7 protein-coding genes and 5 tRNA genes are annotated in these 15983 nt (G+C 44.9%); 8 read left to right on the top strand and 4 right to left on the bottom strand.

The genetic code is table 11. The features are described from left to right. The first annotated feature begins 22 nt into the window (after positions 1–22). Positions 23–445: a hypothetical protein gene (locus MUN53_RS06450; RefSeq protein WP_022455680.1), complete on the top strand. Its 423-nt coding sequence runs from the start codon at positions 23–25 to the stop codon at positions 443–445. 293 nt (positions 446–738) lie between these two features. After that, positions 739–3132, top strand: a complete 2394-nt coding sequence (locus tag MUN53_RS06445; protein ID WP_394803048.1) for a S9 family peptidase — start codon at positions 739–741, stop codon at positions 3130–3132. A gap of 101 nt (positions 3133–3233) precedes the next feature. Here MUN53_RS06445 and MUN53_RS06440 read toward each other — a convergent pair whose 3' ends face one another. Further along, positions 3234–5465: a beta-N-acetylglucosaminidase domain-containing protein gene (locus MUN53_RS06440; RefSeq protein WP_243324062.1), complete on the bottom strand. Its 2232-nt coding sequence runs from the start codon at positions 5463–5465 to the stop codon at positions 3234–3236. Between the two features lie 163 nt (positions 5466–5628). Here MUN53_RS06440 and MUN53_RS06435 point away from each other — a divergent pair. The 6 genes from MUN53_RS06435 (at position 5629) to MUN53_RS06410 (ending at position 9501) form a co-directional block, all read left to right on the top strand. Then, positions 5629–5704, top strand: a tRNA-Trp gene (locus MUN53_RS06435). 806 nt (positions 5705–6510) lie between these two features. Next, positions 6511–6584: transfer RNA gene (locus MUN53_RS06430), tRNA-Thr, on the top strand. Positions 6585–6669: 85 nt separating this feature from the next. Next, positions 6670–6752, top strand: a tRNA-Tyr gene (locus tag MUN53_RS06425). A gap of 20 nt (positions 6753–6772) precedes the next feature. Beyond that, positions 6773–6846: transfer RNA gene (locus tag MUN53_RS06420), tRNA-Thr, on the top strand. Positions 6847–6933: 87 nt separating this feature from the next. Then, positions 6934–7016, top strand: a tRNA-Tyr gene (locus MUN53_RS06415). Positions 7017–7188: 172 nt separating this feature from the next. Continuing rightward, positions 7189–9501 (top strand): patatin-like phospholipase family protein, encoded by a 2313-nt coding sequence (locus tag MUN53_RS06410; RefSeq protein WP_243324058.1) that lies wholly within the window; start codon positions 7189–7191, stop codon positions 9499–9501. 42 nt (positions 9502–9543) lie between these two features. On the opposite strand, the gene MUN53_RS06405 is transcribed toward MUN53_RS06410, so the two are convergent. From MUN53_RS06405 to MUN53_RS06395, 3 genes are all read right to left on the bottom strand, one after another. Beyond that, positions 9544–10812: a BamA/TamA family outer membrane protein gene (locus MUN53_RS06405; protein ID WP_243324056.1), complete on the bottom strand. Its 1269-nt coding sequence runs from the start codon at positions 10810–10812 to the stop codon at positions 9544–9546. A 219-nt stretch (positions 10813–11031) separates the two neighbouring features. After that, the gene (locus MUN53_RS06400) at positions 11032–13308 is read right to left on the bottom strand and encodes a GH92 family glycosyl hydrolase (RefSeq protein ID WP_243324055.1); all 2277 of its coding nucleotides are present in this window, start codon (positions 13306–13308) and stop codon (positions 11032–11034) included. Between the two features lie 141 nt (positions 13309–13449). Next, a complete protein-coding gene (locus tag MUN53_RS06395; protein WP_243324054.1) occupies positions 13450–15753 on the bottom strand; it encodes a GH92 family glycosyl hydrolase in 2304 nt (767 codons plus the stop codon). Positions 15754–15983: the final 230 nt, after the last annotated feature.

The raw sequence follows: 15983 nt of genomic DNA, 5'->3' as shown, positions 1-15983 counted from the left end.
ACAATTTAATTTTATAATCATTATGGACGTAACATTATTATTAGGCTATTTGGGCTTAGGCTTAATGCTGGCCCTGGCAGGTATCGGAAGCTGCTATGGAACAACAATCGCAGCAAATGCAGCAGAAGGCGCATTGAAGAAAGATCCTTCTAAATCAGCAGGCTATATGATTCTTTCAGCCATGCCTGCTTCTCAGGGTTTGTATGGTTTCGTTGCTTTTATGACAGCTGGTGAAATCACTCCTGAAAATGCGCTGTTGAAGTTTGGTATGGGATTAAGCGTTGGTCTGGTATTCTTAATCTCTGCCGTTCGTCAGGGACAGCTTTGTGCTAATGGTATCACAGGAATGGCTCAAGGTCATGATGTTCAGACTAACACCATGATTTATGCCGCTCTTCCTGAATTCTATGCTATCTTGGCACTGGTAGGTACGTTCTTGGTATAAGACAAGGCTTACATTCAGGAATATTCTTATTACGGCATCCGTAACCTAGCTATTACGGATGCCGTAACTTTACTAGTACGCCTGATGACCATCAGAGGACAATTCTGACGACCTTCAGTGAGTGATCCTGACGACCATCAGGGAACAACTCTGATGACCAGCAAGCGTTATAACAGGATAAATAGGTGAGTTTATCAACTCAAATCGAAAGAACTGAATAGTTATTGAAACGATCTAACACCAGAAAGAAAATGAATCGGAAACTATTTACTTTACTATGTTGTGCAGGCTTTATGCTTGTTCCGCATTTACAGGCTCAGACTTACGATCGCCTTCCGGGTTACGTGCAGGCTGAGAAATTTACCAAAGACAAACTTTCCAAGATGCTGTTCTCGACAACTGTTGATCCGCACTGGTTCCAACAGGGAAATTGCTTCTGGTATGAATACAAAACAAGCAAAGGCAATGTATGGTATGTTGTTGATCCGGCAGCGCGGACTAAAAAGACGTTGTTTGACCAGGATAAAATAGCGGCTCAGCTGACTGAGATCGTAAAAGATCCGTTTACAGCCCAGCAATTGCCGATCCAGAAACTGGAAGCACAACCCGACGGACGTACTTTTACGTTCCAAATCACTTCTACCCAAGATGCTCCTAAAGATACGACCGACAAGAAGAAGAACAAGAAGCAGGTATTTTATTTCTCCTACGATTATCCGACACAAAAGCTGACTTGGCTGGAAGATAAAAAGGAAGACACGAAGTATCCGGAATGGGCTTCTTTTTCTCCGGATGGCCAAACGGTTGTCTATGCCAAGGACTTGAATCTGTATCGTATGTCAAGGGCCGATTACGAAAAGCTGAAAGAGAACGAAAAAGACAGTACCGTCGTAGATGTCCAGCTGACAACTTTCGGCGAAAAGGATTTCGGCTTTGGTCAGCCTTACAGTCTGCTGAATACGGATACGCTTTGCAACGGCAAACGGAAACGTGTCTATGGAATTGTCTGGTCGCCTGATTCCCGTTACTTTGCTGTGACGGCAACAGACGAAAGAAAGGTAAAAGACTTGTGGGTGATTAATTCAATGGCTTCTCCCCGACCGACTTTGGAATCCTACAAATACCAGATGCCGGGCGAGAAAGAAGCTCCCGAAGAACACTTGTATCTGTTCGATATGCAGAACAATACGTATAAGGAAATCAAGACTTCGGCTTATAAGAACCAGACAATCAACCTGGCCCGTAAGCCACGCTTGCAGAAACAACGCGATATGCACGAAGTCCCGGTAGAATGGTTAGGCGACAGCAATCATTTTTACCTGACACGCTCCAGCCGCGACTTGCATCGCATTGACATTTGTTCTTATACCATCGGACAAGATACTATTCGTCCGCTGATAGAAGAACGGATGAATACTTATCAGGAAGTGCGTCCGCTGGCAACTATCCAGAACGGGAAAGAACTGATTCATTGGAGCGAGCGTGACGGTTGGGCACATTTGTATCTGTATGATGGCGAAGGAAACCTGAAGAACCGCATTACTTCCGGTCCGTGGCATGTGGATCAGATTGTGAAAGTGGACGAAAGCCGCCGGGTAGTTTACTTCCTGGCTAACGGAAAAGAAGAAGGTGAAAATCCGTATTATGAGCATCTCTATCGGGCTAATCTGGATGGTTCGGGTGTGCAGTTGGTTACCAAAGGGAATTTCTTCCATACAGTAGCGATGGACGACCAGGCTCAGTTTGTGGTGAACAATTATTCGCGCGTCAATACCGTTCCGAAGACGGATCTGGTAGATAATACAGGTAAAACGATCATGTCGCTCGAAGAAAGTGACTTCTCTCAGCTGTTTGCTGCCGGATATCAGTTCCCGGAACCGTTCCAGGTGAAGGCTGCCGATGGCGTAACCGACTTATACGGAGTTATGTATAAGCCATTCGACTTTGATTCCACCATGGTTTATCCGGTGATTGATTATGTGTATCCGGGTCCGCAGGTAGAAGCTACCGTTTATCCGTTTACACGTATGAGCGTCCGGACCGATCGTTTGGCACAAGCCGGCTTCATCGTTATCACCGTAGGTAACCGAGGCGGACACCCAAGCCGTTCGAAGTGGTATCATAATTATGGTTACGGCAATCTGCGCGATTACGGATTGGCCGACCAGAAAGCCGCTATCGAGCAACTGGCCAACCGCTACTCGTTCATCGATATCAACCGTGTAGGTATTCATGGGCATTCGGGAGGCGGATTCATGTCAACGGCTGCGATCCTGCAATATCCGGATTTCTTCAAGGTAGCCGTTTCGTGTGCAGGAAACCACGACAACCGTATCTACAACCGCTGGTGGAGTGAGACACATCACGGCGTGAAAGAAGAGATTACCGAAAAAGGTGATACAACTTTCATCTACAACATCAAGACGAACGAAGAGATTGCCCATCAGCTGAAAGGTCATCTGATGCTGGTACACGGAGACATTGACAACAATGTCCATCCGGGCAATACGTTGCGTGTGGTAGATGCATTGATCCGCGCCGGAAAACGCTTCGACATGCTGTTGTTACCACAACAGCGCCACGGCTTTGGCGATATGGATGAATACTTCTACTGGCGAATGGTAGATTATTTCTCTAACCATTTGTTGGGAGAACAGGAAACATCTGTCGATATTCCGAAACGATAAAGAACAGTACAAGAAGAGCCACGGCTGTCGGAAGGAATCATTTCCGAAAAGCCGTGGCTCTTTTTATGCCTTGACCACAGAAAGAACTGCAATCGTCTCTCCTATTTCTTATCGGCAGTTTTGGCTGCTGCCTGCTGCAAATACAACGTCTTCAACCGGCATTCTTTTGACTGCCCTGCCCGATTGGTCAGGCGGAAAGCAGTCACTTCCTTTCCTTCCAGTTTTACACGATAAACAGATTCCCACAAATTGGCCAGTTGCACTTCTGTCCAGTTGCCATCTGCCTGTTGTATTTCCACTTTGATCCAATCCAATTGTTTGTCGCCCAAGTCCAGACGCAATTCAGTAGCCGGAACGGTTCCGCCCAGTGCTAACGTCAGCTGTCCGCCGTCCTGCCACTTCAAAACTTCATTCAGCGGAGAAACCGTTATTTTCGTCTTGTTCCGCAGAAATACCGGCAGGTTTTTAAGCTGCTCAACATTACTTTCCAACTTATAAGCCGAGTAGTTCAACGTAGTTGGCAACTCTGCCTGGAACCGGTGGTTGTATTCATCCGTCAAGTGCGTAAACAACTTATCAATAAACGGCTTCAGCACCTTTGATCCGGTCTTGATGCCCGGTTGCTGTACTTCCTGGTTCATGGTCATATCATATTTATACCACGCATGCTGCAAGGCCCGCAAATGACGATAACTCTTCAGAAAGGCTTCCTGATATTGTTCCTGCCAGGCTTTATACAGGTTCATGACCTCGATACCCATTTCTCCCAGTGTCTTAAACTGATGGAACCAAGGATCGATCTCGGCCGTCAGGTACGGATTATCTTCATTCGCCATCAAAAGATCTGCGGCATACACGATATTCTCGAACTCGGTGCGCACTTCGTCTTCCTTAAAAGTAGCCGTATGCTGAAGGACTTGCTGCAAAAACTCATCCAGAACAGGTTTTATCCGTACAGATTCATCTCTTTCGAAATGATGCACATTCGTACCCGGATCGGCATTGTGTTCAGCAAAGAGCTTGAAAGCATCGGCATCCGTTGGCATCAGCTCTTTCAACACCAGGTTCCACGACTTCTCACCGTCGAATGCTTCCATGTTCCAGCAATAATCAGCAATACCGAAAACGGCTACTTTCGATGCTTCGGCATGCTCCATCGGATTGGAGACAAAGCCCGACATCTTGTCGGCAATATGCAGGCTGTTTCCGTAAACCGGACCAAGCAGCAGATGATCCATAACGTAATCGTTCACCGGATAATTCCACCAGATAAAAGCTTTCCGTTTGATCCGTTCATTGATCCAGTCCATATCTTCCTGCTGGATATTGCAGATCACCGAATTACCCGTCCACATAATCGCGATGTCCGGATTTAGTTTCGATCCCAGTGTTTCAAGATACTGATTCTTCGGATCGGTCCATTCCCGGTTATATTCCGTCGGACACATGATCAACGGCTTCACATCCGGCTTCTGATGGATAAAGTGCTCATTGATATAATTCAGCAGCTCCACCTGTTTATCGGCCTTGGCTCCTTCGCCGCTGATATCATCAAAGAAGACGGCAAATGCCCGGACTCCCAGCTGATACATCGACTCGAACTTCAGAATCACCGAATCACGGTCGGCCTGATTCCAGCGAATATCCTTTCCCGGATGAATGGCCCATACGAAATCCAGTCCGTTGTTGCGCGCCACACGAGCCATTTCCCGTATTTCCTGTGCTTCCTTTTCCGGATAAGGCTGCCGCCAATGCGGCGAACTGTGATACGGATCGTCTTTTGGTCCGTACAAATAGATATTCATCTTGTTCGCCCCATAATAACCAAACATCCGCAAATGAGTTTCGAAATCCATGGGTTTCCCGTAATAACCTTCCACGATTCCACGGAAAGGCACATCCGGATAATCCGTAATCTCCAGCTCCGGGATAGACGGCTGCTGCAACAGTTGCTTCAACGTCTGAAGTCCGTAAAATGTTCCACGCTCGTCTCTGCCGGCAACAATAATCTCATGGTCTCTGACCCGCAGATAATATCCTTCACTTTGTTGCGGAACCCGTTTCCGAACAGAACGGACGGAGCGGTCACCGGCTTCGCCAACAATTAACTTCCAATATTTCCCTTGTTCCTTTTGTTTCGGCAACAGATTCTCGGCAAACCGTTGGTTGACAGTATCCGTCTCATTCAAGCCTTTGAAAAGAAAAATGCTTGGCTTTTGGTACTTGTCTTTTCCCAAGACACACGACTGAGGTGTTGGTGAAAGTTCTGGTACCTGTCCTATTGCCACTGTTGCAAACAGCAAACATGCTGTTGTAATCCACGTCTTTTTCATATATCTTTCAATAAGAACCACTTTTTTCATCTACATTCACAAAGATACGAAGTTCATTTGGATATTTTTTTATTCCGCCCATTTTATAAAAGAAACTTTTTTTGAATTTTTCTTCTCAAGAATTTGGAATATTCAAAATAATCCGTACCTTTGCACTCGCAATACGGAACTAGCTCAGTTGGTAGAGCACTGGTCTCCAAAACCAGGTGTCGGGAGTTCGAGCCTCTCGTTCCGTGCCAACAAAAGCTTTTCGGTCTGACACCGGAAAGCTTTTTCTTTTAGTAACCATTCCTTCCCTTTGAAGAACAAAATGTCCAAATTCCTTCGTTTCTACTAACACAACTTTGATATAATTAGGCATAAATAATTGACTTCAAAGCCTTAAAAGATGATTTTCGAGACTTTCAAACCCGTTTTTAAGGAGTTTTGCAGACAAATCCTACCGGTTTTTTAGAAAAAGACCTTACCTTTTCAACATTTCATGCCTACCTTTTTCATAAAACATAGGCATGAATTTTCGAAAAGATGCCTAGGAGTTGACGAAAAAGATGGATTTATTCCCTGTTTTCAGATGATAATTCGTTTTTTACCCTTCGTTTTAGTATCCAAAGGCTATTTTATTCAAAAAAATGGCTCAAAAACAAAACCTAGAAATTTCAGCATATTTCATTGTAAATAAATTAATTAAGCCATAAAAACCGTTTTTTAACCCCTTCAAAACTCGAAAATTTTCGACCCACCTGTACTTTGCATCGAAATACGCCCGTTTTGAGAGGGTTCATTTGACAAATTGCTAATCCATGACAAATAGACAAATCGGACCCAAACAAGAAAACAAACAGAATAAACGACCGCTTATTCATTTTTTTCTTTTCCGCCCGGAAGAAGAAAAACAATTCTATATCAGCATATTCAGTAAATATGAAATAGAAGAATGAAAAATAATTTGCATTTTTTCGATCAAAAGTATTGCAAATTCAAAAATAAGTCCTACCTTTGCACCGCATTTGAGAAATAAACATTCTCAATGACAAAAACAAACAATGCCTCTTTAGCTCAGTTGGCCAGAGCACGTGATTTGTAATCTCGGGGTCGTTGGTTCGAATCCGACAAGAGGCTCAAAACAATTGAAAATTGATAATGGAAAATTGAAAATTAATTCTTTATTTTTCAACCTTTACTTTTCAATTATCAATTTTAATTAGGGCAGTTACCAGAGTGGCCAAATGGGGCTGACTGTAACTCAGCTGGCTTACGCCTTCGGTGGTTCGAATCCATCACTGCCCACTTTCTTTGAAATATGATTTGCCTCTTTAGCTCAGTTGGCCAGAGCACGTGATTTGTAATCTCGGGGTCGTTGGTTCGAATCCGACAAGAGGCTCAAAATAATTGAAAATTGATAATAGAGAATTGGCAATTTACAATAAAATAAATTGTCAATTTTTAATTTTCAAGTCTCAATTGATTAGGGCAGTTACCAGAGTGGCCAAATGGGGCTGACTGTAACTCAGCTGGCTTACGCCTTCGGTGGTTCGAATCCATCACTGCCCACATCTCCTTCTCCTATTCATATTCACAACAATCATTTTCCCAAATACAATATTTCGGATGCGAATGTATTCATTGCGTCTAGAATATTTTTTCTGTCTAAGAATTGACAGAATCCGCTTTGATTTTCTAAAATACTTTCCTTACTTTTGGAATAAATTCTGAAAAGTATCTTATGAAGCGGATTTCAATTGTTATCAGTTTCTTTTTTATACTCATAAACTCCCTGCAAGCACAGCGAGTCGGATTGGTATTAAGCGGCGGTGGTGCCAAAGGCGCAGCCCATATAGGCGTTATTAAAGCCTTCGAAGAGAATGAAATTCCTATCGATTACATTACAGGTACGTCCATCGGAGCAATCATTGGCAGTTTGTACGCCATGGGTTACACGCCCGATGAAATGCTTCAACTGATGCTATCGAAAGAATTTGGCTATTGGCAAACCGGAACGGTGGAAGATGATTATATGTATTATTTCCGGAAACCCGATCCGACGCCCGAAATGGCACACTTCTCCATCGATATGTCCGATTCCTTGCAGATAAAGACCAACTTCTTGCCTCAGAGTCTGATTAACCCCATTCAGATGAATCAGGCTTTTATGGCTTTGTATGCGCAGGCAACAGCCAAAGCAGCCTGGAATTTTGACAATTTGTTTGTTCCTTTCCGCTGTATCGGTTCGGATATCTATAACAAAAAGCCGGTGATCTTCAAAAACGGAGATTTGGGAGAAGCGGTTCGTATCTCCATGACGTTCCCTTTGTTCTTCAAACCCGTGTGGAAAGACAGTGTCCCGATGTTCGACGGAGGTATTTATGATAACTTCCCGGTTAAAACGATGAAAGAAGACTTTCACCCAGATTTCATCTTCGGAGTGGCCTTGAGTACCGGTAAAAGCAAACCTTCCAACAATCCGTACAATCAGATAGAAACCATGATCATGCAGGAAACCAACTACGAGGTAGATGAAGAAGACGGCATGATTATCCGCTTTAACATGCCGGATGTTTCCTTACTCGACTTCCAGAAAGCCAACGAGATCATGGAAATGGGCTACAAGCGCACCATGAGTCTGATTGATTCCATCAAAGGACGGGTACACCGGAGAATGCCTCTTGACTCATTAAACCTGCGACGGAAACAATACAAGGAAAGTCTGCCGCCTCTGGTATTCAAGAATATCTATATTACCGGCGTATCAGAGTCGCAGCAGAAGTACATCGAATCGCAATTGCACCGCGACATTAACCAGGAATTTTCGATGGAAGAATTCAAGCGGGCTTATTTCAAGATGCTGGCCTATTCGAAGATCAAGGAAATTGTTCCGAAGGCGATTTACAACCGGGTAAACAAAACATTCGACCTGCATTTGTACATCACGATGTCCGACGAGATAAATATCGGTCTGGGAGGAAACATTTCATCCCATCAGGCCAACCAACTCTATTTAGGTCTTGGTTACCGTTATTTAGGACGATATGCGGCTGATATGAATGCAGACTTTCAGGTAGGAAACTCTTTCAGCGGCGTGATGCTGAACGGACGCATGTATCTGCAAACGCGCATTCCTACGTATATCAACTGGCAAGGTGTGTTCTCCTACAAACGTTATTCGGAAAGCCAGTCGCTGTTCTACGAAGATGTCGTGCCGGCTTTCATCAAGCAGCACGAACTGTACATGAAGCTGAAGCTGGGTTTCCCGTTCCTGAACCGGGCAAAAGCAGAAATCGGTTTTGGCTACGGCCAGTTAAATGACTATTATTACCAGAATACCGAAGTCTCGTTTGCCGACCGGGATTATGAACACAGCCGTTATAACCTATTCTCGGGATCGTTGAATATCGAACAGAACTCATTGAGTACGAAGGTTTACCCGATCTCAGGAGTGAAGCGGTCATTGAATGCCCAGTATATCACCGGAACCGAGAAATACAAGCCTAACGTAGCTACGGAACCAACCAAAAACAATACCCACAGTTGGCTCCAGATGAAAGCCCATTGGGAACAATACCACGAACTGAGCAAGCTGTTTAATCTGGGATATACCGGAGAGCTGGTTTTATCCAGCAAGAACCTGATGGAAAACTATACGGCTTCTATCCTGCAGGCACCGGCATTTACACCGACTCCGCACAGCACGATCGTATTCAACGAAGCCTTTCGTGCCAACCAATATGCGGCACTGGGCGTCTCTCCGATCCTGAAGTTGGGCAAGTTCGTCCATTTCCGGCTAGATCTATATGGATTTTTGCCGCTCTACGAAATCAAGAAACATACCGAAGTATTAGACAACAATTACGTGATGACCTTGCCTTATTACGGGAAGTTCCTCGATTCATTCAAGTATATGGGAGAAGCAGCCTTTGTGGTTCACCTGCCTTTCACCAGCATCAGCTTGTATGCCAACGGATATAGTTATCCAAGCAAGAACTTCAATTTCGGTATTAACATCGGTTATCTCCTATTCAATCCGAAGTTACTGGATTAAGCCGCCTGTGTATTACATAAAAAAACGGAAGCATTCTCTTGATCAGAATGCTTCCGTCATATTCATATAAAATGAAATTCCCTTGTTGGCCGGATCTTTTCCTAAGTCAAGACGGAAATTCTTTCCCGGCTGTACTTGGATTCGGAGACCGGCACCATAGTTGAGTTTCCATTTATTCCAATCAACAAAAGGCGTATTGCCAATGGTTCCTGTTCCGACCCAGGCTACGAAACCACACTTCGCCCAGAAGTTTCCGCTTTTATACATGGCCGGACTACCAAACATGTGGCGGTATTCCAAAATCCCGTAGGCCATCGATTTATCCCGATATTGTCCGATGTAATATCCGCGGAGATCGAAAGGCGAACCAAACGAAGGCAATTCGGAAAAAGGAACATTGCCTACTCCTATCTGTGTTTTGGCAATCCACGCCAGCGTACTGCGCGGACGGAAAACGTTCTTGAACTGACGATATTCCAGTTCGAACAACTCATAATTATAAGCACCGCCCAGATACTTGCCGAAGAACTTAGCCATTCCGCTCACCAGCATACCCGAAGTAGGCGTTGCCACATCATCACGTGTATCGTATTGCAACAAACCGCCGACACCAATATTCACATATTTCGGTTTGAACTTCAGGAAATACGGATCGGCAGCCATCACCGGATTCACATCACTTGCTTTCGTCAGATTCAATTCAAATAAAGTTCCGGCAAACAGGTTCGGCTTGACTTCCCACACAAAACGCGGATAGAATTGGAAATACGTCCGATGATATTTCGTGGTGGAGTCGCCACGCTGAACATTCTCTATGCTTTCGTATCCTTTTCCATAATAATGGGCAGGCTCGTTGCGGAAACTGTAATTGACGTAAATACGGAATTTGTTCTCATTGAAGAAAAGAGTTCCGGCTCCGGCCAGGACAAATGTACCATTCAAGGAGATAGCGAAACCGGCAGGGATAAAAGATCGTTTGGTAATGGAGTCGTTCCGATGAAAACGGAAACTCGACAATACTGCACCGCCCACACCCAGGGAACTTTCCGGCGTATAAGACGGACCACCCAAAACAGACCACCAAATATTCTTCGTTTCCCGAATCGAATCACGACGCATCTGCTTGTAATAACGCTTCATCTGTTTTTCTGTCATCGGCTTACCATCCAACATCAACACCGGTTTCGATACCGTATCGGGTACCGACTCGGAAACAACCGCTACCGAATCCGTCCGAACGTCCTGGGCTTCCGTCGAATGACTTACCAGGAATCCGCCTAAAACGGTCAGAATAACTATTTTTCTTAACATGCTATACTTGTTCGATTTTGAATGCAAAAGTAGAAAGATAAGTCGCTCGTTCCAAATACCTTTTTATATTTTTCATGAGGGCGGGAGAAAAACGAAACTTCCTGACAGGTTTTATGGAGTGTATTCAGGGCAAACAGCCGTCGGGTTAGTCCAGGTGATTCTTTCTGTTGGATATAAAAATGCCCTGAGACGAATCCCAGGGCAAATATATGATTCATCTTATGGCATCGGAGCTGCTGAAGGCGGCGGAGTGGCTGTTCCCCACGACTTGTTTGCCTTCGGTCCCATTTCAACTTCCAGCAAACCGCCATCCATGATATCGCTGTGGTTAAACCAAGCCTGATTCAGTTCTTTGCCATTCAGGCGGGCCGACTGGATGTATTTGTTTTCCGGCGAAGCATTGTTTGCCTTGATCTCAAATATCTTGCCATTACTCAGGTGCATCTTCATACTGGTGAAGACCGGACTACCGATATTATACGACGGCATTCCCGGAGTGACCGGATAAAATCCCATCTGACTGAAGGCAACAAAGGCTGACATTCCGCCACCGTCTTCATCACCCGGCACGCCCATCAGGTCGTTTCGGAACCATTGTGTCAATAAGGTGCGGATACGTTTCTGCGTCATCCAAGGCTTTCCGGCATAGTTATACAGATACGGAATATGCAAACTCGGTTCGTTGGCCATCGAATACATACCCACATTTCCGGTATGATCAGGCAATGTAGAATAGAATTGCCACTTCGACATGCCCAATGGCGTATTGAACATATCATCCAATGCAGCGGTAAACTTATCGTTTCCACCCACAAGCGAAATCAAGTCGCCGATGTTGTGCTGCACATCCCAACGATAGATATAGCCATTGTTTTCATCATAATAATCGCGGGCACCCAGACCGCCGTCATAACGGTAATCCAGCGGAGTAATGAATTTGCCGTCTTTATCTTTCGGATGGAAGAATCCGGTCTCAGGATTAAATACATTCCGATAGTTATACGAACACTTCAGGTAGTAATCAGCTTCGTCCTTCTTGCCTAATTCCTGGGCAATCTGTCCGAGACACCACTGATCGTATGCCGTACCCAAAGTCACAGCGATCGGCTGACGTTTCTCCCACATAGATACATTCTCTACCGTTTCCTTTTCGCCCGGACGCAAAGCCGGAATATAACCATGTTCCTTATAGAACTGGTCGAGCCAGCCGGCCGGTTTGCCCGACCACGGAATCAAGGTCTTTTCTTCCATTCCTTTGCGGCAAGCCTCATAGGCTTTGGCCAGATCAAATCCACGGACACCTTTCCGGTAAGCATCAATCACCGTTGCTACACCATGATTTGAGTTCATACGACGAGAATCACCGGTTACTTCCGGGAATGTTGGCATCCAGTTCGTACCCATCTGTTCGGCCATCAGCAAGAAAGAATTAACGATGTCTCCTTCGCGTTCTGCATCAATCAGGGCACGCAACGGATGTGTAGCACGGTAAGTATCCCAAATCCAGTCATCTACATAGAACGGACGTCCGCCATCTTCATGTATTTTTCCATCATAAGCACTGTAATAACGTCCATCTTCGCTGATACAAACCGGGCGTTCAAAGCAACGATACAGCGAAGTATAAAAGACTGTCTTGTCGTCTTCAGTACCACCTTCAACCTGGATCTTGTCCAACGCCTGGTTCCAGGCATTCTGTCCGGCTTTGGCCACTACGTCCACATCATAAGCAGCAATCTCACGTTGCAAGTTCTTTTTCGCCTGTTCTGCATCAATAAATGAAACGCCATAACGAACACCTACTTTGCCAACATTGACCGGGAAAGCCATCACAACCGCAGCATTCTCGCCTTCTTTCTTCAGGACATCCGTCTTTACGGCTCCATCAGTTAAGGTTCCGACCTTTTCGGGTGTCTTGTCGACTTCCGCATACAGATAGACTTTCGTGTTTCCTTCAATATACTGGAAACCACTCACGGCATTGCCATTCACTTCGATCTCTCCTCTTCGTGTATTGAATACGAGATAAGAAGGAGCCTCATTCTCGAAAGTCAGGCTATACACCGCACTTTGCCGGGACGGAGCAAAGTCCACATCGACATTCGGTTCGTCCAAATACACCTGATAACGGTATGGAGTCAGCTTTTCCTGGTCATAGCTCAACGGAACAACCGGCCGCAAGCCGCTTTCGTCTCCTTGATACGGACTCAGGTTAAAGGCAGAACTTCCGCGATGGCTGGTTACAATCAAAGGTAAACCACCTAACCGATCACCTGTAAAATCGGCTCTTTCGGGATAAACACGCATCATGCTGTTCGGAAGATGTACGGTCGGATACGTCGGCACCAGCAAATGGCTGATGTTACCCATGTATGGATTCACATACTCGATGGGCGACTTCATGGCTCCGGCTTTGTTGTTTGCCTGCGGAGTACACGAACCCAGCAGGAACAGAGAAGCCAGAACGACCAATGTTGATTTATATACTTTCTTCATATAATAATGATTTTATATTTCTAGGGATAAAGATAATAAATTAGGCACGATTCAAATCGATTTCACTTATCATTATCCAATAAAAGTGCAAATCCATATAAATCGTGCCTGACTAAACAGAAGTATAGAGAATTTTCCGAATTACTTCTTCTCAGTAGAGAAAGAATATGGGAAATCGGCTGTCTGGATTCCGCGCTGCTTGTTCGGCTGGTCATCCATTTCTATATCCAATACCGCACCCTTCATCAAATCGTTATGATCCAGATAGTTCTTCGTATAATTCTGACCATTGAACTTCAAGGATTTGATATAGAAGTTTTCAGCACTGTTGGCCGGTGCATTGATCACCAGCGATTTTCCATTCTCGAAATGCAAGGTTGCCTTCTTGAACAACGGAGCTCCCATCACATACTGGGTAGTTCCCGGACAAACCGGATAGAATCCTAAAGCTGAGAAGACATACCAAGCTGAAGTCTGACCGTTATCTTCATCACCGCAATAACCGTCCGGTCCTGGAGTGTACATCCGGTTCATTACCTGACGCAACCAATACTGTGCCTTCCAAGGCTCGCCTGCATAGTTATACATATAGATCATGTGCTGGATAGGCTGGTTTCCGTGTGCATAGTTACCCATGTTCATTACGGTCATTTCACGGATCTCATGAATCACACCACCATAGTAGCTGTCATCAAAGATCGGCGGAACGGCAAATACTGAATCCAGCATCTGGACAAAGACATCTTTTCCACCCATCAGGTCGATCAATCCCTGCGGATCGTGGAAGACTGACCAAGAATAGTGCCAGCTGTTTCCTTCAGTGAAAGCATCACCCCATTTCAGCGGAGAGAACGGAGCCATAAACTTACCGTCTTTATTCTTACCACGCATCAGGTTGGTTTCCTTGTCGAACAGGTTTTTGTAGTTCATTGCCCGCTTAGCGAACAGATCGATTTCTTTCTTCGGACGTTTCAAGTCTTTCGCCAGCTTGTAAATACACCAGTCGTCGTAAGCATATTCCAATGTGCGAGCTGCATTTTCATTGATCTTGACATCATACGGAACGTATCCCAATTCATTGTAATATTCATAACCCAGACGTCCGGTTGAAGAAGCCTTCGGATGAACATTCTCCGTTCCGTGAATCAATCCTTCGTACAATGTCTTCAGGTCTTCTACCTTCACACCCTTCATATAGGCATCGACCAGAACAGAAGCCGAGTTGTTTCCTACCATACAGCCGCGGTGACCCGGACTTGCCCATTCGGGGAAGAAACCACTTTCCTTATAGGTATTGATCAGACCTTCCTGCATTTCCTTGTTGACCGACGGGAACATCAGGTTCAGGAACGGGAACAGACAACGGAATGTATCCCAGAAACCTGTATCGGTGTACATATATCCCGGCAATACCTGACCGTTGTACGGACTGTAGTGAACCACTTTTCCGTTTGCATCCAGTTCATAGAACTTACGCGGGAACAACAACGAACGATACAGACAAGAATAGAACGTACGATACTGGTCGAGGTTTCCGCCTTCTACTTCAATCTTGCTCAAGACATCGTTCCAGGCTTCTTTTCCTTTCTGTACCAACGTATCGAAACTGTCATTGCCCAACTCCTTCATGTTGATGGCAGCCTGTTCATAGCTGATGAAAGAAGAAGCTACTTTGGCATGAACAATCTCACCTTTCTTCGTCTTGAAACCGATCACAGCACCTGCATGATTGGCCTGCTGTTCTACGTTTCCTTCGCTTAATGTGCCATCAGCAAAGGTAGCCTTATAGGTGAAAGGCTTATCAAACTGAATGATGAAATAGTTCTTGAAGTTATCAGGGACACCACCACTGTTCTTGGTTGTATAACCAATGATCTTGTTTTCTTCCGGGATGACTTTTACATACGAACCTTTGTCCAACGCATCCACTACGATGTATGAATGATCATTCTCTGGGAAAGTGAAACGGAACAAAGCAGCACGATCGGTCGGTGTCAACTCTGTTACGACATCATGTTCGGCCAGATATACCTTATAATAATAAGCCTTGGCTATTTCTCCTTTGTGAGAGAACCAGCTGGCGCGCTTATCCTGATCGAACTCCGGACTGCCTACAACCGGCATGATGACAAACTGCCCGTAGTCATTGATCCAAGGACTCGGCTGATGTGTCTGTTTGAAACCGCGAATCTTGTTCGCTGTATAAACATATTGCCAACCATCTCCCATCTTTCCCGTCTGCGGAGTCCAGAAGTTCATACCCCACGGACGTGCGATAGCCGGATACGTATTACCGGTTGACAACTCAAAAGTAGACTGAGTACCAACCAGCGGACTGACGTACTCAACAGGGTCGAATGTTTCTGCTGCACTCACAAACGAAGGACAACTCATCCAGGCTAAAGAAGCAGCAAGCATTACCGACCAGAAACTTTTCTTTTTCATGATACACTTTACTTGTTTTCTGTTATTATTTCTATTTGGCTATATTCAGTGAAATGGTCATTATCCGTCTAAAGAACTTTTCCTGAATACACACAACATTTTTGACAAAGGTAGCAAAAAACCAACAGAATACAAATTTAGGTATTACGAAACGTGAAAAAGCCGGCGTATTTTCATCAATTCCCGGCGTATTTCGATAAAAAGCCGGCGTATTTTGGAGAAAAGGTCGG

It is taken from the genome of Parabacteroides faecalis (assembly GCF_022809355.1).
In the GTDB taxonomy this organism is placed as follows: Bacteria; Bacteroidota; Bacteroidia; order Bacteroidales; family Tannerellaceae; genus Parabacteroides; species Parabacteroides faecalis.
Note: the sequence above shows the minus strand (reverse complement) of the source record. Positions and strands in the feature narration are given on the sequence as shown.